The following is a 19,964-nucleotide window of genomic DNA, read 5'->3' on the forward strand; positions in this document are numbered from 1 at the left end:
CGCCGAGAAGGAGCCGTACGTGCTGGTCAGCTCGCCGACTGCCGGGAGTCGCGCATGACGGGCGCCACCGTCGCGCCGGGCTGCACCACGCGGTCCGCCAACCGCCTGCCGTCGCTGACCGGGTTGCGCTGGATCGCCGCGCTGCTGGTCTTCGGCTTCCACGCCGGCACCATGCGGATCATCGCGGAGCCCGACCACCAGGCCGTGGTGAACTGGTTCTTCACCCTGGGCCTGTCCGGCGTGCAGTTCTTCTTCATCCTGAGCGGGTTCGTGCTGGTCTGGTCGGCCCGTCCCGGCGACTCCCCGTGGGCCTTCTGGCGTCGCCGGTTCGCCAAGATCTACCCCAACCACCTGCTGCTCTGGGCGCTGGTCCTGCTGGTCGGGCTCTGGTTCGCCGACCCGGTCGACGTCGGCGCCGCGCTGGAAAACCTCTTCCTGGTGCAGGCCTGGGACCCGCGACCCGGCTACTTCTACAGCGTCAACACCGTGAGCTGGTCGCTGTCCTGCGAGTTCTTCTTCTACTTCTGCCTGCCGCTGGTGCTGCCCCTGGTGCGCCGGGCCCGGTCCGGGGCACTGTGGGCGGTGGTGGTCGGGGTGCCGCTGCTGATCCTCGCGCTCTGGCCCGGCCAGGCCCTGGTGCCCGAGGCCGACCGCTGGTGGTTCACCCAGGTCTTCCCGCCGGTGCGGTCGCTGGAGTTCTGGATGGGGGTGGCCGCGGCCGAGCTGATGCGCCGGGGCCGGTGGCGGGGGCCGGGACTGCCGCTGGCCAGCCTGATCTTCGCGGTCACCTGGGTGGTCGCCGCGCAGTGGATCCGGGCCGAGCTGTGGGCGGCGCTGCTCTCGGTGGCGTACATCCTGGTCATCACCGCGGCGGCGGACGCCGACGTGCGCGGGCTGCGCTCGCCGTGGCGCTCCCGGCCGATGATCTGGCTCGGTGAGGTCTCGTTCGCCTTCTACCTGGTGCACGTCTTCGTGATGATCACCGTGCTCCGGCTCACCGGGGACTGGGGGACCGGCTTCACCGGCTGGTGGGGCCTGCTCGTGGTGCTCGGCTTCCTGCTGCTGAACCTGGGGCTGGCCGCGCTGCTGCACCGCTGGGTCGAGACGCCGATGATGCGCCGGCTGGCGCCGCGCCGTCCGAAGCGGACGGTCGGCGGCGCGGTGCCGGACGCGGCAGCCGGCACGCCCACCCCGCCGGCCCCGGGCAGCGCCGTGCCGAGCCCGCGCGCGCCCGAGCGGCCATCGGCGTACGTCGACTCGCGCTGACCCGTCCACCCTGGTCGTGCCGTCGGCGCGGCGAAACCGCGACACGCCCGGCAGCGGTGCGGGGGACCGGGCCGGGCGGTAGCGTTGTCGTCGTGCTTCCGGTCGCGCTCACCTGTCCGTTGTGGTGGGTGGCGCGCTGGGCCGCGCGACTGACGGCCGGCCTCGCCGTCGCCGTGGCGATCGCCCTCGGAGCGCCCGGCGCGGTCGCCGCACCGGCCGGCCCGGAGCCGGCGGTGTGCGCCGCCGTGCCCCGCCTCACCGACACGCCGGCCGGTCCGGTCGCGTCGACCCGGCCCGGCGCGGCCTTCGCCGACGGACCCGGGGCCCACCCGGCGCACCGGGCCGCTCTCACCGGCCCGACCGGCCACCCGGTCCACGACGCCGCCCTCGCCGGCCGCCCCGTCCACGGCGTCGGCCTCGCCGGCGAGCCGGTCCCGGGTGTCGCCGTCGCCGGTCCGACCGGCCGCCCGGTCCCCGGCCTCGCTGTTTCCTCCGGGGCGGCCGTCGTGCTCGCCGGGTCCGCGTCGACGGCCGCCGGCGACGAGCGGCCCGCCGCGCTCGCCGGCGGGGTCGCCTGGGTCGTGCCGGCCGCCGCCCCACCCGCGGCCCTCGCCGCTGCCGCGCCGGTGCCGGCCGGGTCCGTCCCGGCCGTCCGCACCCCGCGCGCCCCGCCGCACGCCTGATCCGTCCGCGGGGTCCCCGCCCCGCCCGCGATCGCAATCCGCCCCCGTCCGGCGTCGGCGGTGTTTCCACCACGTCCGGGCGCGGCTCCCGCTTCCGCATCCGCTTCCCCCGTGAGGTGCCGACCTTGGAGACCGTCCTCTACCACCAGTTCCTGATCGACGTGCCGCGGGCCGCCGCCATCTGGTCCGGCCTGCTGGTGCTGGCGCTGACCGTGCTCACCGTGCTGGTCGCCCGCCCGGAGCGCCCCACGGACGAGGAGTCCGCCCCGGCGGCCGCCGAGCCGGCCGAGCCCGACCTCGCCGATCTGCGCCGGTACGCCGAGGAGGTGGCCGTCGCCGCCACCCGTGCGGCGCAGACCGCCCGCCGCCGGCGTGCCGACTGGCTCGCCGCGCAGGCCGAGGTGGAGCGCACCTGGCAGGCCTACGACGAGGCGGAGACCGCCGCCCGCCGGTTCGCCGGGGCCGCCGCCCTGCCGGCCCCGCGCACCCCGCGCACACCGGCCGAGTACGCCGCCCGCGAGCGCTGGCTGCACCACGCGGCGATGGCCGCCCACTGGCGCGGGGAACTGTCCGCCCGGCAGCTGTCCGACGTGTTCTGCCACCGGGCCGGCTGGGATCCCCGGCGGCACCCGGTGGAGCAGGAGATCGTGCTCGCCCGGGCGGTACGCGAGCAGCGCCGGGCCGGCTACCGGCTGGCCGCCGAGCGGGAGCGGTCGGCGTGGCGGGACGCCGAACTGGCCGCCGAGGCGGCGCGGGCCCTCGCCGCCGAGGCGTACGCCGCCGCGGCCCGGCTCCGGCCGGGCCGGCTGCCCGCGTCCCGGGTCGACGCGGTGCCGGCCCGTTCCGTGGCCCCGGCCCGGTGGCGCCCGGCCCGGGTTGGTTGATCGGGAAATATTCCGGTGACGCCGGTCACAGCCGATGGGAAAACGGTCATCCGGCACGGACCGGCCGAGGTGCGCCGACAATTCCCGGCCGACGCCGCACGCTTGTCCGATTGTCGCCCGGTAACGCGGTCGGAGAGGGCTGTCCCATTGAGTCACGCCAGTGCGTAACTGACCGCAAAATTGTCGCGCCGAAGCAGGTTTACGCAGGTGAACCGGGCTTGGCAGGCTCCGAACCGACCAGTAGTGTCGGCCCGTCCGGTGCGGTAACCGATCGCAAGAGGCGACGCCGCGCCGACCCGCTCAATCGTGATCACACGAACCGGGGAACCAATGCACCTCTGGGGTGAATCCGCGGGCCGCGGCCCGTGGTAGGGCGTACTTCCCGCCCGAATCCGTCAGCTAACCCGGTCGGCGGTGTCGGAAGGAGTTCCATCCTCGTGCAGCACGATCCCACCCCTCGGTTCTTCCCCCGCCTCCACGGCCCCGCGGTGCCCGTCCTGCTCGCCCCGGTCGCGAGCTGACCCGCCGGCAACCGCCCCGCCCGACGTCCGGGCGCTTCCCTGAGTGGCCCACCAACCCGCGGACCAGGGGTCCGCGCGGTCGAGCCGGCCTGCCCGCCGGCACCGCGTGTGCGCCGCTCGCCCCCGAGTCCCGTGGAGGAACCATGAAGCACCACCTCAAGCGCCAGTTGCGGCGCATCGCCACCGAGCGCCCCTACCAGGTGGCCGCCGCCTCGGCCGCGGCCCTGGTGCTGGCCTCCGGCGCCGGCGCGCTCGCCGCCGGCACCGACGAGGCCCCGACCTCGGCGCCGGCCCAGGCCACGGTCGCCGAACTGCGTGACGCGCCCGCCGTGGCGTCGCGTGGCGAGGCCCGGATCGGCGCCGCCCCGTCGAGCGCCGCCCCGTCCAGCGCCGCTCCCTCGGCCGCCGCCTCGTCGGCCGCGCCGAACCCGGACCTGACCCGCAAGGCGGCGCCGAAGCCGCCGTCGCGCAAGGTCCTCGACTACGACTACCAGGCCCAGACGACCTTCTACAACTGCGGCCCGGCGGCCGTGCGGAACGCGCTCAGCGCCGCCGGTATCGACCGCAGCCAGGACGCCCTCGGCGCCCAGCTGGGCACCACCGAGATGGGCACCAACTCCGCCAACGACACCACCCGGGTGCTCAACGCGGTGGTGAAGGGCGACCCGTACCGGACCCGGATGATCCCGGGCGGGGCCGCCACCCCGGCCCAGATGGACCAGCTCCAGGCCGACGTGGTCCGGGCCATCACCGACAAGCGCGGTGTTGTGGTGAACGTGGCCGGCAGCGCCACCGACACCGGCGGCGGCTGGCACTCCTTCCCCGGCGGGCACTACATCGCCGTGGTCGGCTACGACGACGACGGCCGGCTGGTGAAGATCGCCGACTCGGCGAACCCGGCCACCGCCTCGTACTGGATGACCACCATCGACCTGGCGAACTGGGCGGCGACCCGCGGCTACTCCGCCTGACCGCCGCCGCGTCCCTCCGTCTCGGGCGCCGGCTCCCCACCACGGGGGCCGGCGCCCGGCGCGTAGGGGCGCCCGGCTCTCGCCCCGGGTGTCCGACCGGTGGCACACTGCGCCCTATGGTCGACGAATCGGGTACCCGGGACGGCGGGCGACCGCTCCTGCTGCTGCTGCACGGCATGGGCGCCACCGGCGAGGTGTGGCTGCCCTGGGCGCCCCTGCTGGAGCGCCGGTGGGCCGGCCGGTGGCTGGCGCCGGACCTGGCCGGGCACGGCTGGTCCCCGCCGCTGCCGCGGTACTCCTTCGCCGGGCTGGCCGGGCAGGTCGCCGGTGGCCTGAAGCCGGGTGACCGGCTCGTCGTGCTGGGGCACTCCCTCGGCGGCGTGGTGGGTCTGGCGCTGGCCGCGCGTACCGCCGGGCTGACGGTGGACGCGGTGGTCGGGCTCGGCATCAAGGCGGTCTGGTCGCCGGCCGAACTGGAGCGGACCGCCGAGCTGGCCGCCCGCCCGGTCACCTGGTTCGCCAGCCGCGACGAGGCGGCCCGTCGCTACCTGCGGGTGGCCGGGCTGACCGGACTGTTCGCCCCGGACCATCCCGTCGTCGAGGCCGGGCTGCGGCAGGTCGACGGCCGCTGGCGGCTGGCGATGGACAACGCCGCGTTCGCGGTGGGGGAGCCGGACCTGCCGGCTCTGCTGGCGGCGACCGACGTGCCGGTGGTGCTGGCGCGCGGCGAGCGTGACCCGATGGTCTCCGACGAGCAGCTCAAGGAGTTCGGGGTGCCGGTGGTGACGCTGCCCGGTCTCGGGCACAACGCGCACGTGGAGGACCCGGAGTCGGTGCTCGCCCTGGTCGACCCGTACCGCTGAGCCCCGCCGCGCCGGTTCCCGGCGGGGATCAGGGTGTTGTGCCGCGACGCCCCGAGTCCTCGGGATAACATGCCCGTACGTCCCGGAGTACGCCGGGCGTCCTGTTTGTCCGGGTGGCCCTTCCGCGCCGACCCCCACCGGGTCACCCGTCCGTAACCCCACCACCCCTCCTGTCCACATCCGAACGACGTAGCGCCGCGTCCGATCCGGACGCGGTAGCTGTTCGACAGGAGGAAGCCCCATGGCCGGGCTGACCACAGAAGTGATTCCACCGGCGAGGCCGGTCATCGGCGAGGCCGAGATCGAGGCGGCGGTGCGGGTGCTGCGCAGCGGCCGCGTCGTGCAGGGGCCGGAGGTGGCCGCGTTCGAGGCGGAGTTCGGCGAGCTGGTCGCCGGCCGGCACTGCGTCGCTGTCAACTCGGGCACGTCCGCCCTCCAGCTGACCCTGATGGCGCTCGGATTCGGCCCCGGCGACGAGGTGATCGTCCCGTCGTTCTCCTTCGCCGCCAGCGCCAACGCGGTCCGGCTGGTGGGCGCCCGGCCGGTCTTCGTCGACATCGAACCGGCCAGCTTCTGCCTCGACCCGGCGGCGGTCGCCGCGGCGGTCACCCCGCGCACGGTGGCGATCCTGCCGGTGCACCTCTACGGCCACCCCGCCGCGATGGACCGGATCATGGCGATCGCCGACCGGCACGGGCTGGCCGTGGTCGAGGACGCCGCCCAGGCGCACGGCGCCACCCTGGCCGGACGGCCGGTCGGCGCGTTCGGCACGGCCGGCTGCTTCAGCTTCTACCCCACCAAGAACATGCACTCCCTGGAGGGCGGCATGGTCAGCACCGCCGACGGCGAGCTGGCCCGTACCCTGCGGCTGCTGCGCAACCAGGGCATGGAGCAGCGGTACGCCAACGAGATCGTCGGCGCCAACATGCGGATGACCGACGTGGCGGCGGCGATCGGCCGGGTGCAGCTGCGTCAACTGCCGGAGTGGACGGAGCAGCGGCGGGCCAACGCGAAGCTGCTCGACGCCCGGATCACCGGCCTGCTCACCCCGCCGGTCGCCGACGCCGCCCGGCACGTCTACCACCAGTACACGGTGCGGGTGCCGGGCGGTCGCCGCGACGCGGCCGGGCGGCGCCTCACCGAGCTGGGCGTCGGCAACGCGGTCTACTACCCCACGCCGATCCACCGCCTCCGGCCCTACCTCGCCGACGACGGCCGACCGGGTCCGTGGGACCTGCCGGAGACCGACCGGGCCGCCGCCGAGGTGCTCTCGTTGCCGGTGCACCCGACGCTGTCCCAGCGGGACCTGGAGCGGGTCGCCGAGGGCGCCAACCTGGCCGGGGGTGCCCGATGACCCGGGCCCGGCTGCGCGCCGGCCTGATCGGCCTCGGCGCGATGGGGCGTAACCACGCCCGGGTCCTCGCCGCCCTGGACGGGGTGGAGCTGGTCGGCGTCGTCGACCCGGCGGGCGATCCGGCCGGCGCGCTCCGGGTGCCGGTCGTACCCGACCTGGACGCCCTGCTGGCGCTCGGCGTCGACTACGCGGTGGTCGCCTGCCCGACGGCGCTGCACGAGCAGGTCGGTCTGGCGCTGGCCGCCAGCGGGGTGCCCGCGCTCGTCGAGAAGCCGCTCGCCCCCTCGGTGGCCGCCGCCGGCCGCCTGGTCGACGCGTTCGAGGCCGCCGGCCTGGTGGCCGGGGTCGGCCACATCGAGCGGTACAACCCGGCCCTGCAGAGCCTGCGCCTGCGGCTGGAGGCCGGCGAGCTGGGCGAGGTGTTCCAGGTGGTCACCCGGCGGCAGGGGCCGTTCCCGCACCGGATCGCCGACGTGGGCGTGGTGATGGACCTGGCCACCCACGACATCGACCTGACCAGCTGGGTGGTCGGCCGGGAGTACCGGACCGTGTCGGCGCGGACCGTCTCGCGCAGCGGCCGGCTGCACGAGGACATGGTCGCCGCGGTCGGCCAGTTGGCCGGCGGCGCGATGGTCAACCACCTGGTCAACTGGCTGAGCCCGCTGAAGGAGCGGTCCACGGTGGTCACCGGCGAGCGGGGCTGCTTCGTCGCCGACACCCTCACCGCCGACCTGACCTGGTACGCCAACGGGGCGATCGACACCGAGTGGGAGGCGCTGCGCGCCTTCCGCGGCGTGGCCGAGGGCGACATGGTCCGGTACGCGATCCCGAAGCGCGAGCCGCTGCTGGTGGAGCACGAGCGGTTCCGCGACGCGGTCGACGGCAAGGAGAGCGACATCGTCACCCTGCGGCAGGGGCTGCGCACGGTGCGGGTCGCCGCCGCGCTGCTCCAGTCGGCCGCCGAGGGCAGCACCGTCGAGATCGATGCCGACGCCGCACCCGAGCACCCCGCGACCGTCCCGCTGTCCTGACCCCCGGCCGTACCGGCCCTCGCGGCACCAACCGTGCGGCCGGCTCGTTATCGCCGTAGCGCCCGGGCCACCGGATCGGCCGGCTCCCGGGTCCATGACATGACGAAGAAAGAAGAGCCATGAACATCTGTGTCGTCGCCCTCGGGAAGATCGGGCTGCCGCTCGCCGTGCAGTTCGCGACGAGCGGGCACCGGGTGATCGGCGCCGACGTCTCCGAGCGGGTCGTCGGGCTGGTCAACGACGGGGCGGTCCCGTTCCCGGGCGAGGCCGACCTGGACGTCCGGCTGAAGGAGGTGGTGGCGGCCGGGATGTTGTCGGCGACCACCGACACCGCGGCGGCCGTCGCCCGCTGTGAGGCGGTGGTCCTGGTGGTGCCGCTCGTCGTGGACGGCCGGGGGATGCCGGACTTCGGGTGGATGGACGACGCGACCCGGGCGGTGGCGGCCGGGCTCCGGCCGGGCACCCTGGTCAGCTACGAGACCACGCTGCCGGTGGGCACCACCCGGCACCGCTTCGCCCCGATGCTGGAGCGGGGCAGCGGGCTGACCGTGGGCGAGGACTTCCACCTGGTGTTCAGCCCCGAGCGGGTGCTCACCGGCCGGGTCTTCGCCGACCTGCGCCGCTACCCGAAGCTGGTCGGCGGGGTGGACCGGGCGTCGACAGCGCGGGGCGTGGCGTTCTACGAGTCGGTGCTCCAGTTCGACCCCCGGCCGGACCTGCCCCGGGCCAACGGGGTGTGGGATCTCGGCTCGGCCGAGGCGGCGGAGCTGGCGAAGCTGGCCGAGACCACCTACCGGGACGTGAACATCGGGCTGGCCAACCAGTTCGCCCGGTTCGCCGCCACCGTCGGGGTCGACGTCACCACCGTGATCGAGGCCTGCAACACCCAGCCGTACAGCCACATCCACCAGCCCGGCATCGCGGTCGGCGGGCACTGCATCCCGGTCTACCCCCGGATGTACCTGTGGAACGACCCGGCCGCGAGCGTGGTCCGCGCGGCCCGGGAGGCCAACGCGCAGATGCCGCAGTACGCCGTCGACCTGCTCGCCACCGCGTACGGCGACCTGACCGGGGTGGAGGTGCTGGTCCTCGGCGCCGCCTACCGGGGCGGGGTGAAGGAGACCGCCTTCTCCGGCGTCTTCCCGACCGTCGACGCGCTGCGCGCCCGGGGTGCCCGGCCGTACGTCTGCGACCCGATGTACACGGCCGCCGAGCTGACCGCGCTGGGGCTGCCGGCGTACGCCGACCAGGCCGTCACCGCCGCGGTGATCCAGGCCGACCACCCGGAGTACCGGTCGCTGACCCCCGCCGACCTGCCCTCGGTGCGGGTACTGGTGGACGGTCGCCGGGTCACCGACCCGGCGCGCTGGACCGGCGTCCGGCGGATCGTGATCGGCGCCTGACCGCCGGGCGGCCGACGCCCGTGGGCGGGGGCGCCGCGGAACGGCTACCGGGAGCGTGCCTCGCGGGCCGGGCCCCGGGGCCGGCGTGGCTCGTCCGGTCAGCCCTCGTCGAGGCCGGCGGGGCGGGTGCCCGGGTCGCGGGAGACCACCTCGCCCCTCGCGTCCACCCAGCCCAGCGGGCGGGCCGGGTTCCCGGCCACGAGTTGGTACGGCGGCACGTCCCGGGTCACCACCGAGCCGGCCGCGACCATCGCGTACGCGCCCACCTCGATGCCGCAGACCAGGGTGGCGTTGGCGCCGATCGAGGCGCCCCGGCGGACCAGGGTCGGCGTGATCGTCCAGTCCGGGTTCTGCGCGCGGGGGCGCAGGTCGTTGGTGAAGACCACGCACGGGCCGACGAAGACCTCGTCCTCCAGCGTGACGCCCCGGTAGACGGAGACGTTGTTCTGGATCTTCACCAGGTCGCCGACGGTCACCCCGGCGTCGACGTACACGTTGCGGCCGATGACGCAGCCGGCGCCGACCCGGGCGGAGGACCGGACGTGCGCCAGGTGCCAGACCTTGGTGCCGTCCCCGACGTAGGCGCCCTCCTCGACGTCGGCGGTGGGGTGGACGAAGACCGGGGAGAGCGCGGTGTCAGCCATGTCAACTCGCAGGACTCGGGTAGCGGGACTCGGCGTAGGATACGCCCTTGTTGTCCGATTTGGCCCGCCACCGCGCCGTGGTGGCCCTCATCCCGGTCACCGCGCGCCGCGTCCGGGCCGGCGGGGCCGGCCGGGTGTGGCGGGTTCCGCACGTCGGCCGTCGAGCCGACCGCCGCGAAGGACCGGTCAGGTGGCAGGGGCGACGGTCTCCGGTTCGACCGGCAGCCCGCCGGTCCGGGGCGCCGGCGGCCGGCCGCCCCGGTCGAGTTCCCGCCGGGCGGCGGCCAGGAACGCCTCCGCGTACGACTCGGCCGGGAAGTCGCCCAGGTAGCGGCGCCGGGTGGCCCACCGGTCCGGGGCCAGCGGGTCGGTGTCTAGCAGCGCGGTGAGCACCTCGTCGACGTTGGACATGTCCCGGCGCAGCACGTAGCCGGAGCCGGCCAGCGGGAAGCGCTCGGTGAACCGGTCGCCGTCGCCGCCCATGTCGGTCACCGCGTACGGCTTGCCCGAGTAGAGGTAGTCGGAGATCACCCCGGACACGTCGGAGACCAGCGCGTCCGAGCGGTTCACACACTCGGTCAGGGTCAGCTCGCGGGCGGCGGCGCCGAAGACGTGCTGCCGGCCGGTCTTCGCCCGGTCGGCGGCCAGCAGTTCGGTGAGCCGGCCCAGCTGGCGGGCCGAGGCCGGGTTCTGCGCGGTGTACGGGTGGGCCCGCAGGATCACCGTGGCGCCGCGCGCCAGCAGCCGGCGCAGCAGCGTCTCCGCCACCGGCAGCGAGCAGTAGTTGGCGTCCGCGTGGTGCCCGGTCCAGGTCGGCGTGTAGAGCACGGTCGGCTGCGTCAGGCCGCGGACCGGCTCCGGGCGGACCTCGATCGCCTCCACCTGCGGCCGGCCGACCACCTCGAACTTCTCGGCCGGGATCTCCACCCCGGCCCGCGCGTACCGGTCGATGGCGGCCTCGCCGGCCACGAAGATCCGGTCGAAGATCGCCGAGACCGGGTTGGCGCTGGGCGCCTTGTCGCTGTCGCCGTGGTGCAGTTGCACGTGGGTGAGCTGGGTGAACCGGATGCAGTGGCTGTTCTTCGCGCCGTGGTTGACGTAGAAGGCCACCCGCAGGCTCGGCACCAGCGCCTCGTCCATCGCCTTCAGCGTGGGGCAGTAGACCACCGGGGCGGTGGTGGCCGCCGCGATCGTGCGCAGGAACTCCGGCTCGCGCACCATCACCAGGAACGGCCGGCCGATCCGCTCCAGGTACGGCAGCCACATGGTGACCTGGTACTCGGAGCCGGGCGGCGCGGAGAAGTGCAGCAGGAACTCGGGCTGGTGCCGGCGCAGCGCCCGGGTCACCGCCGACCCGCCGGCCGGCGGCCGGAACCGCCGCCGGGCCAGGTCGAGGCCGACCGCGCCGGCGCTCGCGCCGACCAGCAGGCTGGCGACCAGCGCGACGGCGGCGGGCAGCGCGAACGCGGCCGCCAGCGCCACCACCGCGAGCAGCCCGAGCAGGGCGCTGCCCAACTGTGCGGCGACCAGCGGCGTCCAGCCACGCACGGGCAGGTTGGCGGCCCGGATCTCCAGGTTGCCGGCGTCGCGCAGCGGCCCGACGAGCAGCACCAGACCCAGCAGGACGAGCGCGGTGGCGGCCAGCACCGGATCGAACCCGGCGTCGAGCCGCCGGGCGTAGCCGACCAGGATGCCGGCCGCGACCAGCACGGTCTCCGGCACGCTGTCGGCGCCCGGGCGGACCCGCCGCTCCCACGCCGCCGCGGCCAGCGCGGCCACCGCCAGGCCGAGCCCCCAGCCGGTGGCGCCGGTCAGCGCCACCACCAGGAACGCCAGCACGGCCAGCCCGGTGGTCAGGCCCCGGGCGACCAGTTTCCGAACCAGGTCACCACGCATCTCGGCTGCGCCTCCCGCCGTCGCCGGGCCCGGCTCAGCCGCCGACCGCGGCGCCCGCCGCCTGCTCGGCCTGCGCCGGCGTCGGCTGGCTGGGCACCTCGCCCGGCGCCCGGCGGACGTCGATCACCTGGCCGGTGAGGTCGGAGATCAGCACGTCCAGCGACGCCCGGGCCACGGTCTCGGCGGCGAGCAGGGTGTGCTCCGGCTCCTCGCCGAACGCCTTGGTGCGCATCGGGGTGGCGGTCCGCTCCGGGTTGATGCAGTTGACCCGGACGCCGAACTCGGCCCACTCGTCGGACAGCGCCTGGGTGAGGTTGACCAGCGCCGCCTTGGTGGACGAGTAGAGCGCGTACTGGGCCCGGCCCCGGGTGTAGGAGCTGGAGGTGTAGAGCAGCAGCTGGCCCTTGGTCTGCTGGAGGTAGGGCAGCGCCTGCCGGGCGGCGATGACCGGCCCGACGAAGTTGACCTGGAGCACCCGGTCCATGGTCTCCTCGTCCATCTCGACGAGGGCGCCCTTCTCCAGGATGCCGGCGGTGACCACCACGTGGTCGATCCGTCCGGTGGCCTCGAAGGCGGTCTTCAGCGCCGCCTCGACGTCGGCGGCGCGCTCGACGTGGGTGCCGGTGCTGGAGCGGCTGAACGGGAAGACCTGGGCGCCGTAGCGGCGGGCCAGCTCGGTCAGGTCGTGCCCGATGCCGTAGCTGCCGCCGAACACCACGATCGTCCGGCCGGTCAGCTCCTCGGTGTAGCTGCGGTGGTCGGTCAGCCGGGGCGCCTGGGCGGCGGCGAGCTGGAAGAGCTTGTCCGCCAGGTGCACGTCGACCGGGTGGGTGACCTTGATGTTCTCGTCCGAGCCGTCGATCACCTTGATCGGCGTGCCCGGCAGGTAGCGCAGCACCACGCCGCAGTCGTCGGTGGCGGCGAAGTTCGGGTCGCCCTCGGCGCGCCGGTACGCCTCCCGGATGGTGCCGGAGCGGAACGCCTGGGGGGTCTGCCCCCGGCGCAGCGACGACCGTACCGGGATGTCGGTGATGCAGTCGTTCTCGTCGACCTGGATGATCGTGTCGGCCGACGGGATGGCCACGTCGACCGCCGAGTACGTCCAGAGCGCGTTCACGCACTCCCGCACGATCCGGCCGCTGACCAGGGGCCGGACCGCGTCGTGGAAGAGGATGTTGCAGTCGTCCGGGCCGACCGCGTCCAGCGCGATCCGGGTGGTGGCGTTGCGCGTGTCACCGCCCTCGATCACCTTGCTGACCTTGCGGAAGCCGGCCTTCTCGACGATCTGCTGGGCCTCGGCGACGTGGCCGGCGGCCATCAGCACGATGATCTCGTCGATCTCCGGGGCCGCCTCGAAGACCGCCAGGGTGTGCTCGATGATCGGCTTGCCGGCGATCTTCAGCAACTGCTTGGGGATGCCGAGGCCCAGCCGGGTCCCGGTGCCACCCGCCAGGACCACCGCCACCGTCCGCGAGGGCCGCCACGGCGCCGGGGTCTGCGGCGCGGCGTCCGGGCCAGTGGTGTGGTCCTGCGTCATTGCCGATCCTCACTCTCAGGGGTACGTGAACAGAAGGTTCCGCCGGCGCGGCGACGGGATGAACCTTAACGCGCCGGCCGCGCCGCCCCAACGCGACGACGCGGCCCGCGCGTACGCGGGTCGATGGCTCGGCCTACTTGCCGTTGGCGAACGCCTCGTAGGCCCGGACCACCTCGTCGGTCGGGCCGTCCATCCGCAGGACGCCCGATTCCAACCAGATTGTCCGTTCGCACGTGTCGCGGACGGAGGAGAGCTGGTGGCTGACCAGGAACACCGTGCCGGCGCTCTCCCGCAGCTCCCGCACCCGCTGCTCGCTGCGCTTGCGGAAGCCCTTGTCGCCGGTGGCCAGCGCCTCGTCGATGAGCAGCACGTCGTGCTTCTTCGCCGCGGCGATGGAGAAGCGCAGCCGGGCGGCCATGCCGGAGGAGTAGGTGCGCATCGGCAGCGAGGCGAAGTCGCCGCGCTGGTTGATCCCGGAGAACTCGATGATCTCCGGGGTCTGTCGCTGCACCTCGGCCGGGTGCATCCCCATCGCCAGGCAGCCCAGCACGACGTTGCGCTCGCCGGCGAGGTCGTTGAAGAGGGCGGCGTTCACGCCCAGCAGCGACGGCTGGCCCTGGGTGTAGATCGCGCCGCGGTTCACCGGCAGCAGGCCGGCGATCGCCCGCAGGATCGTCGACTTGCCCGAGCCGTTGCTGCCGATCAGCCCGATCGCCTCGCCCCGGTACGCGGTGAAGCTGACCCCCTTGACCGCGTGCACCTCGCGGATGTTCGGCGCGGAGGTGCGGGTCACGATCCGCTTCAGCGCGCCCACCGGCCCGCCGCCGCCACCGGCGCCCTTGTGCACCCGGTAGATCACGTGCGCGTCGTCGACCACCACCGTCGGGATCCGCTCCCGGATCCGGGGCAGGGTGACCGTCACGTCGTTGGACGTCTCGAAGTGCTCAACCACGGCCGTACTCCTGTTCGCCGCGCCAGAAGTAGAGGAAACCCCCGGCGCCCATCACGATCGCCCAGCCCACCGCCACCAGCCAGAGCTGCGACAGGGAGGAGTTGAGCAGCGGGGCGTCCTCCAGCAGGGCGACCCGGCCCAGCTCGATGTAGACCAGCATCGGGTTCAGCTCCACCAGCCGGGTGGCCCAGCCGGGCAGGTTCTCCTCGAAGAGCGTGACGCTGTAGAGCACCCCGGAGCCGTACATCCAGGCGCGCAGCAGGAACGGCATGACCTGCTTCAGGTCGGCCACCTTCGCGCCGAGGCGGGCCACCGCCATGGTGAGCCCGGCGTTGAAGATCGTCTGGAGCAGGATCGCCGGCACCAGCACCAGCCAGGCCAGCGTGATCGGCTCGCCGGTGACCAGCACGATCGCGATCAGCACCACCATCGCCCCGAGCAGCTGCTGGAACTGGGTCACGGTGACCGCGAGCGGCAGGCAGGCCCGGGGGAAGTGCAGCGCCCGGATCAGGCCCAGGTTGCCGGTGATCGACTGGGTGCCGTTCTGCACCGCCGTCTGGGTGAAGTTGAAGATGAACAGGCCGGTGCAGAGGTACGCGATGAAGTTCGGGATCTCCCGCTGCTCCAGCACCAGGCCGAAGATCAGGTAGTAGACCGCCGCGTTGGTCAGCGGGGTGAGCACCTGCCACAGCTGCCCCAGCTTGGCATTGCTGAACGACGCGACCAGCTTGGCGTTCGCGTACGCGGAGATGAAGTGCCGGTAGTGCCAGAGCCGCCGGCTGTACTCGGCCAGCGAGGGGCGTTCGCCGGCGACCCGCAGCCCGTACCGGGCGGCGAGCTGCGCCTGGGTGAGGCCGGCGTCGGGGTCGGCCAGCGCCGTGTCGGCCATGGGATGGGCGCTCCGATCTTTCGGGTCAACGGGGATGCGCGCGACGATGGAATCTAGCGTGGCCAGTGCGTGGAGCGCCGCCCCCGTCGCTGCGTGGACCGTAGTTCAAAACACGTCGGGACGCAACCGTACCGTCGTTGCGCTACATTGTTCCACGTGACAGCCGAGAAGAGTCCCAGGTGACGACCGAGAAGCGGCGCACGCCGGCCGGCGCGGCCGTGCTCCGGGACGACATCACCACGGCCATCCGCCGGGCACTGATGCAGGAGCTCGCGGCGGTCGGCTACGGCCGGCTCTCCATCGAGGCGGTGGCCCGCCGCGCCGGGGTGAGCAAGACCGCGATCTACCGGCGGTGGAGCTCGAAACTGGAACTCGTGCTGGAGATCGTCTCCGCCGCGGCCGGCGGCAAGCTGCCGGCGCTGGACACCGGGACCCTGCGCGGCGACCTCGAACTGCTCTTCCAGGTGGTGGCGCACGCGCTGCGGCACCCACTGGCCTCGCAGATCATTCCCGACCTGCTGGCCGAGGCGGCCCGCAACCCGACCATCGACGAGACCCTGCAGCGGGTGCTGCGCGCCCGGCAGCAGGAGATCGGCGGCCGGCTGATCGGCCGCGCCGTGCAGCGCGGCGAGCTGCCCGCCGACACCGACCCGGAGGCGGCGGTGGACCTCATCGTCGGCCCGCTCTACTGGCGGCTCGCCATCGCCCGCACCCCGCTCACCGCCGGCTACCTCGACACGCTGGTCGAGTCGGTGGCGGTCGGGCTGGGCGCCGACGGGCCGCTGCCCCGGCAACGGGAGGCACCGGTCACCGGCTGACCTGCCGACCCGCCGGTGCCACCCGCGCCGTACACCGGCGCCCGGGCGGTCCGGCTACTCTGCTTGCCAATCGGGTCACCGACGGGCCCCGCCGGCCCCGCCGTCCCGTTTCATCGCCCACACCGTGCCCGTACAACGACAAGGACCCCCCGTGTCGAAAGTCGACCACGTCGCCGTCGCCCCGCCGCGCTCCGGCGCCGCCGCGACCCCGGCCCCGGCGGAACCCGGCCGGCTCCGGTCCCTGATCGCCGCCGCACCCGCCGTCCTCACCGACGCCGGCGTGCTGGCGTTCGCGCTCTGGACGGTGCTCTACCACGCGGCGTTCCTGTTCAACCTGGCCCCGTCGGTGACCTTCACGATCTGGCTGGTCAGCTGCGTGGTGCTGGCCGGGGCGGCGGTGCTGCGGGCCGCGCGGCGGCACCGGTCGGCGCCCGTGGCCGACCCCGCGGCGCCCGCCGCGCCGACGGCCGCCGAGCCGGACACGGCCGGGTACCCCCGCCGCTGGCTGGTCGTGGTGCTGGCCGCGGCGGCGGTGGCCGCGGTCACCGCCGGCCTGGCCAACACCACGGCCGGCGACGGGATGTCCTGGTGGGTCCCGGCCAGCGCCGGGGCGGTCGCGGCGGTCGGCGGGATGCTGCTGATCCGCCGGATGTGGCTCGGCTCGCCGGCGACCGCGTCGGCCGCGCCGGTCCCGACCGCCGTCCAGTCCGGGTACGCGCTGGTCGTCTCGCTGCTGGTCGCCATCTCCTCGTTCTTCATCGCCCGCAACACCCCGGACGACGTCTACTACGTCGGCAAGTCGGTGTGGGTGGCCGAGCGGGACATCATCCCGCTCAACGACTTCCTGTTCACCGAGAACGTCGCGCCGCCGATGGGTTCCCAGCCGCCGATCGCGTCCATCGAGGTGTTCGCCGGGGCGCTCGGCCGGGTCTTCGGCATCCACGGCGCCTCCGCCACCTGGTACGTGCTGCTGCCGGTGCTCGCGGTGCTCGCCATCCTGGCCCTCTGGCGCCTGGTGCACCGCTGGGCCCCGCGCCGGCCGCTGCTCGCGTTCAGCGTGGCCGTCGCCTTCCTCTACCTGGTGGCCGGCAGCGACGCCGCGCTCGGCACCTTCCACCTGCCCCGGCTCTACGAGGGCAAGGGGATGTTCGTCTCGGCGGTCATCCCGCTGATGTGGCTCTACCTGACCAACTGGTTCGACAACCGCTCGCGCTGGGGCCTGCTGCTCATCGTCGCGCTCTCGGTGACCGCGACCGGGCTCACCACCACCGCCGCCATCATCCTGCCGATGCTGGTCGGCGCGGCGGCGTTCGCCATGCTGCTGGTCGGCCGCTGGAAGGACGCGCTGCTGGCCGGCGCGGCGGCGGTGGCGTACCCGGTGGGCTCGGTGGTGGTCTCCCAGCTGGTCCTCGACATGGCGGCCGCCACCGGCGCGGACGACGCGTTCTTCGACGCCGAGTACACCTACCGGCGGACGCTGATGATCGGCGTGGTCGGGGTGATCTGCGGGCTGGCGCTGTGGTGCGGCCCGCTGCTGGCCCGCCGGCGCACCCCGGCGCTGCTCGCCGCCGGCGGCACCCTGACGCTCAGCGTGCTGCTCGTTCCCGGCGTGCTGGAGCTGCTCAGCGACCTCAGTGGCATCTCGGTGGTGCTCTGGCGGGTGCCCTGGCTGCTGGCGCTGCCCACGCTGGTCGGGTTGCTCTGCACGGTGGACGTCCCCGTGCGGATGCCGGCCCTGCGCCGGGTGGTCGGCGTCGGCGTCGCGGCGGCCATGGTCGCCTCGTTCGCGGTCTTCGCCACCCCGATGTGGTCGAAGGAGAGCTGGGTCACCGTGCACGACCGGCCCACCTGGAAGCTGCCGCAGCAGCGGCAGGGGATCGCCTTCTGGATCAAGGACCTGGACCGGCCGGACGGCCTCGTCCTCGCCCCGTCGGTGATCATGCGGACCTCGCTGATCGTCACCAGCCGGGTCCGGGTGGTCCTGCCCCGCGACTTCTACCTGGTGGAGTACGACCTGAACTCCGACTTCGCCAAGGACCGGCTGCTGCTCGCCAAGTTCGCCGACGGCGCCATCACCCCGTCGGAGGCGGAGGTGGCCGCGGCCATCGACCGGCTCGGCGTCGGCACCATCTGTGTCTACAACGGCAACAGCTACGCCCGCCAGATGGCGCCGCGGCTCGGCTTCGAACAGTTCGCCGAGCGCCCGGCGCCCGGCGCGGTGACCTGCTACCGGCGCGGCTGACCGACCCGCCGGCCGTCCGCGACGACGCCGTGGGAACGGGCCCCGCGGTGCGGCGCGGGCGGCCGGATGCTGGTTTGACCGAAAGGTGCCGGATACCCGAGCGACGCCCGGCTGTCCGTTCGCGTTAAGGTCGCAGCACGCGCTGACGGCCCGCCGCGGGGGGAGAGCACGACATGGGCCCGGCCCGTCATCGATCTTCGTAGGGAGCGTACTCGTTGTTCGGCACGTTGACAGGACGGATCGGAGTCGCCGCCCGCGGCGCGCTGCTGGTGCTGTCCTACCTGGTCATGCTCGCTGCGGGCGCCCTCGGCTGGATCGGCTTGTTCGCCGTCGCCGGGCTGGTCGCGGTGCTCGGGGAGTTCGCCCTGATGCGCTGGTCACCCGCCTCCGACGTGCTGCTGGAGAAGGTCGGGCTGAACCGCGGCTACCGGCAGCTGACCCGGGACCTGGCGGCCGTGCTGCTGGTGGCCGCCGAGGTGGCGCTGACCGGGATCGAGCTCAGCCTGCTGCTCGTGCTGCCCGCCGCGGTCTGGGTGGTCGCGGTCTTCTCCGGCGCGCTGGTCACCATGATCGAGCGGCGCAACCCGCAGTCGGCGCTGGTGCGCAACATCGAGCTGGGTCCGCTCCGCTCGGCTCCCGAGCCGCCGGCCTGGGCGTCCGCCATCGCCGGTGACCGGATGCCGGTGGTCAACGTGCTGCTCGTTCCCGCCGCGGTGGTCGCCGCGGTGTCCGACGACGTGACCCCGTTCCTGGTCACCGCCGCGGTGGCGGTCGCGGTGACCGGGGTGGTCGGCGCGATCGTCGCGCTGACCTGGCTGCGCGGCCGGGGCAGCGGGCAGAGCCCGCTGCTGCCCGCGGTGCAGCGCTGGCTGGACACCTACCGCCCCGAGGTGGCGCTCTACTTCGCCGGCCCGGCCAAGGACGTCTACCAGGCCAACATGTGGCTGGCCCCGACCGAGGCGCTCCAGCAGCGCGCGGTGGTGCTGCTGCGCAACAAGGAGGCCTTCCTCGACCTCGCCGACACCCGGCTGCCGGTGATCTGCGTACCGGCCGGGGTGGACTTCATGAACCTCGAACTGGGCAGCGTGCGCGCGGCGCTCTACGCCGCCAACGTCGGCGCGAACATCCACATGCTCCGCGAGCCGGGCATGAAGCACGTCTTCGTCGGCCACGGCGACAGCGACAAGGCGGCCAGCGTCAACCCGTACAGCAAGGTGTACGACGAGGTCTGGGTCGCCGGGCTCGCCGGCCGGGAGCGGTACGCCCGGGCCGGGGTGGGCGTGCTGGACTCCGACATCGTCGAGATCGGACGCCCGCAGCTGGCCGGCGTGCACACCTTCGGCGCCGAGGCGGTGGACCGGCCGTTCACCGTCCTCTACGCGCCCACCTGGGAGGGCTGGCTCGACGACGACCCCTACCACACCTCGCTGGTGCTGATGGGTGAGCGGATCGTCAAGGGGCTGCTCGCCGTCTCGCCCCGGATCCGGCTGATCTACAAGCCGCACCCGCTGACCGGCTCGCGGGCCAAGGAGGCCAAGGCGGTGCACGACCGGATCGTCGGGCGGATCCGGGCGGCCGGCGGCGACCCCGACGCGACCTCGCTGGACGGCACCCGGCACCTGGTGGTCACCGGCCGCACGCCGGCGCTGTTCGATTGCTTCAACCAGACCGACCTGCTGATCAGCGACGTGTCCAGTGTGGTCTCCGACTTCGTGCAGAGCCAGCGGCCGTACGTGGTGGCCAATCCGGGCGGGCTGCCGGAGGACGAGTTCCGCCGGGAGTACCCGACCGCCCGCGCGGCGTACCTGCTCTCCGCCGACTGCGGCGAGCTGGAGAAGATCGTCTCGCTGACCCGGGCCGGGGACGACCCGTTGACCGAGGCCCGCCGGGAGCTGAAGACGTACCTGCTCGGCCCCGCGGAGGCCAACCCGATGGACCGGTTCCAGGAGGAGATCGCCCGGCTCTGCGGCCGCTGAGCGCGCGCCGCACCGACCCCGCCGCGCCCGGGAC

General features: G+C 74.0%; 16 protein-coding genes and 1 riboswitch. Of the genes, 11 read left to right on the top strand and 5 right to left on the bottom strand.

The annotated features are described in order from the left end of the window. Nucleotides 1–54: 54 nt before the first annotated feature. The 8 genes from Q3W71_RS29955 (at nt 55) to Q3W71_RS29990 (ending at nt 8,976) form a co-directional block, all read left to right on the top strand. A complete protein-coding gene (locus tag Q3W71_RS29955; protein WP_302922829.1) occupies nt 55–1,266 on the top strand; it encodes an acyltransferase in 1,212 nt (403 codons plus the stop codon). Between the two features lie 92 nt (nt 1,267–1,358). Next, nucleotides 1,359–1,949, top strand: a complete 591-nt coding sequence (locus tag Q3W71_RS29960) for a hypothetical protein (RefSeq protein ID WP_302922830.1) — start codon at nt 1,359–1,361, stop codon at nt 1,947–1,949. 125 nt (nt 1,950–2,074) lie between these two features. Then, nucleotides 2,075–2,833, top strand: coding sequence for a hypothetical protein (locus tag Q3W71_RS29965; RefSeq protein WP_302922831.1), 759 nt, complete (start codon nt 2,075–2,077; stop codon nt 2,831–2,833). Nucleotides 2,834–3,120: 287 nt separating this feature from the next. Beyond that, nucleotides 3,121–3,262: riboswitch (cyclic di-AMP (ydaO/yuaA leader) on the top strand. A gap of 235 nt (nt 3,263–3,497) precedes the next feature. Next, the gene (locus Q3W71_RS29970; RefSeq protein ID WP_302922832.1) at nt 3,498–4,325 is read left to right on the top strand and encodes a C39 family peptidase; all 828 of its coding nucleotides are present in this window, start codon (nt 3,498–3,500) and stop codon (nt 4,323–4,325) included. 116 nt (nt 4,326–4,441) lie between these two features. Next, nucleotides 4,442–5,188 (top strand): alpha/beta fold hydrolase, encoded by a 747-nt coding sequence (locus Q3W71_RS29975; RefSeq protein ID WP_302922833.1) that lies wholly within the window; start codon nt 4,442–4,444, stop codon nt 5,186–5,188. Between the two features lie 241 nt (nt 5,189–5,429). Then, nucleotides 5,430–6,542: a DegT/DnrJ/EryC1/StrS aminotransferase family protein gene (locus Q3W71_RS29980; protein ID WP_302922834.1), complete on the top strand. Its 1,113-nt coding sequence runs from the start codon at nt 5,430–5,432 to the stop codon at nt 6,540–6,542. After that, nucleotides 6,539–7,573 carry a Gfo/Idh/MocA family protein gene (locus tag Q3W71_RS29985; RefSeq protein ID WP_302922835.1) on the top strand — a complete coding sequence of 345 codons (1,035 nt, stop codon included), beginning with the start codon at nt 6,539–6,541 and terminating at the stop codon, nt 7,571–7,573. The genes Q3W71_RS29980 and Q3W71_RS29985 overlap by 4 nt, the downstream gene beginning before the upstream one ends. A gap of 119 nt (nt 7,574–7,692) precedes the next feature. Continuing rightward, complete coding sequence (locus Q3W71_RS29990) at nt 7,693–8,976, top strand: nucleotide sugar dehydrogenase (protein WP_302922836.1); 1,284 nt, start codon at nt 7,693–7,695, stop codon at nt 8,974–8,976. A 98-nt stretch (nt 8,977–9,074) separates the two neighbouring features. On the opposite strand, the gene Q3W71_RS29995 is transcribed toward Q3W71_RS29990, so the two are convergent. The 5 genes from Q3W71_RS29995 to Q3W71_RS30015 all read right to left on the bottom strand — a co-directional run bounded on the left by Q3W71_RS29995 (nt 9,075) and on the right by Q3W71_RS30015 (nt 14,894). Continuing rightward, entirely contained in the window at nt 9,075–9,620 is a 546-nt protein-coding gene (locus Q3W71_RS29995) for an acyltransferase (protein WP_302922837.1), read from the bottom strand. Nucleotides 9,621–9,806: 186 nt separating this feature from the next. Further along, complete coding sequence (locus tag Q3W71_RS30000; RefSeq protein ID WP_302922838.1) at nt 9,807–11,516, bottom strand: CDP-glycerol glycerophosphotransferase family protein; 1,710 nt, start codon at nt 11,514–11,516, stop codon at nt 9,807–9,809. Between the two features lie 34 nt (nt 11,517–11,550). Then, nucleotides 11,551–13,053 carry a bifunctional cytidylyltransferase/SDR family oxidoreductase gene (locus tag Q3W71_RS30005; RefSeq protein WP_302922839.1) on the bottom strand — a complete coding sequence of 501 codons (1,503 nt, stop codon included), beginning with the start codon at nt 13,051–13,053 and terminating at the stop codon, nt 11,551–11,553. A gap of 133 nt (nt 13,054–13,186) precedes the next feature. Next, entirely contained in the window at nt 13,187–14,005 is an 819-nt protein-coding gene (locus Q3W71_RS30010; RefSeq protein ID WP_302922840.1) for an ABC transporter ATP-binding protein, read from the bottom strand. Next, on the bottom strand, nt 13,998–14,894 hold the full coding sequence (locus tag Q3W71_RS30015; protein ID WP_302922841.1) for an ABC transporter permease: 897 nt from the start codon (nt 14,892–14,894) through the stop codon (nt 13,998–14,000). The genes Q3W71_RS30010 and Q3W71_RS30015 overlap by 8 nt, the downstream gene beginning before the upstream one ends. Before the next feature lie 179 nt (nt 14,895–15,073). Here Q3W71_RS30015 and Q3W71_RS30020 point away from each other — a divergent pair, with 179 nt between their 5' ends. From Q3W71_RS30020 to Q3W71_RS30030, 3 genes are all read left to right on the top strand, one after another. Continuing rightward, entirely contained in the window at nt 15,074–15,712 is a 639-nt protein-coding gene (locus Q3W71_RS30020; protein WP_302922842.1) for a TetR/AcrR family transcriptional regulator, read from the top strand. 151 nt (nt 15,713–15,863) lie between these two features. Next, on the top strand, nt 15,864–17,954 hold the full coding sequence (locus tag Q3W71_RS30025; RefSeq protein ID WP_302922843.1) for a DUF6077 domain-containing protein: 2,091 nt from the start codon (nt 15,864–15,866) through the stop codon (nt 17,952–17,954). Between the two features lie 215 nt (nt 17,955–18,169). Next, nucleotides 18,170–19,930, top strand: a complete 1,761-nt coding sequence (locus tag Q3W71_RS30030) for a CDP-glycerol glycerophosphotransferase family protein (RefSeq protein ID WP_302922844.1) — start codon at nt 18,170–18,172, stop codon at nt 19,928–19,930. Nucleotides 19,931–19,964 lie beyond the last annotated feature (34 nt).

The sequence above is a fragment of the Micromonospora sp. C28SCA-DRY-2 genome (assembly GCF_030519475.1).
In the GTDB taxonomy this organism is placed as follows: domain Bacteria; phylum Actinomycetota; class Actinomycetes; order Mycobacteriales; family Micromonosporaceae; genus Micromonospora.

What these genes read in the sequence shown, in the direction of transcription:
- Q3W71_RS29955 (WP_302922829.1), top strand. Translation starts at nt 55, where the DNA reads ATGACGGGCGCCACCGTCGCGCCGGGCTGCACCACGCGGTCCGCCAAC.
- Q3W71_RS29970 (WP_302922832.1), top strand. Translation starts at nt 3,498, where the DNA reads ATGAAGCACCACCTCAAGCGCCAGTTGCGGCGCATCGCCACCGAGCGC.
- Q3W71_RS29975 (WP_302922833.1), top strand. Translation starts at nt 4,442, where the DNA reads ATGGTCGACGAATCGGGTACCCGGGACGGCGGGCGACCGCTCCTGCTG.
- Q3W71_RS29980 (WP_302922834.1), top strand. Translation starts at nt 5,430, where the DNA reads ATGGCCGGGCTGACCACAGAAGTGATTCCACCGGCGAGGCCGGTCATC.
- Q3W71_RS29985 (WP_302922835.1), top strand. Translation starts at nt 6,539, where the DNA reads ATGACCCGGGCCCGGCTGCGCGCCGGCCTGATCGGCCTCGGCGCGATG.
- Q3W71_RS29990 (WP_302922836.1), top strand. Translation starts at nt 7,693, where the DNA reads ATGAACATCTGTGTCGTCGCCCTCGGGAAGATCGGGCTGCCGCTCGCC.
- Q3W71_RS29995 (WP_302922837.1), bottom strand. Translation starts at nt 9,620, where the DNA reads ATGGCTGACACCGCGCTCTCCCCGGTCTTCGTCCACCCCACCGCCGAC.
- Q3W71_RS30000 (WP_302922838.1), bottom strand. Translation starts at nt 11,516, where the DNA reads ATGCGTGGTGACCTGGTTCGGAAACTGGTCGCCCGGGGCCTGACCACC.
- Q3W71_RS30005 (WP_302922839.1), bottom strand. Translation starts at nt 13,053, where the DNA reads ATGACGCAGGACCACACCACTGGCCCGGACGCCGCGCCGCAGACCCCG.
- Q3W71_RS30015 (WP_302922841.1), bottom strand. Translation starts at nt 14,894, where the DNA reads ATGGCCGACACGGCGCTGGCCGACCCCGACGCCGGCCTCACCCAGGCG.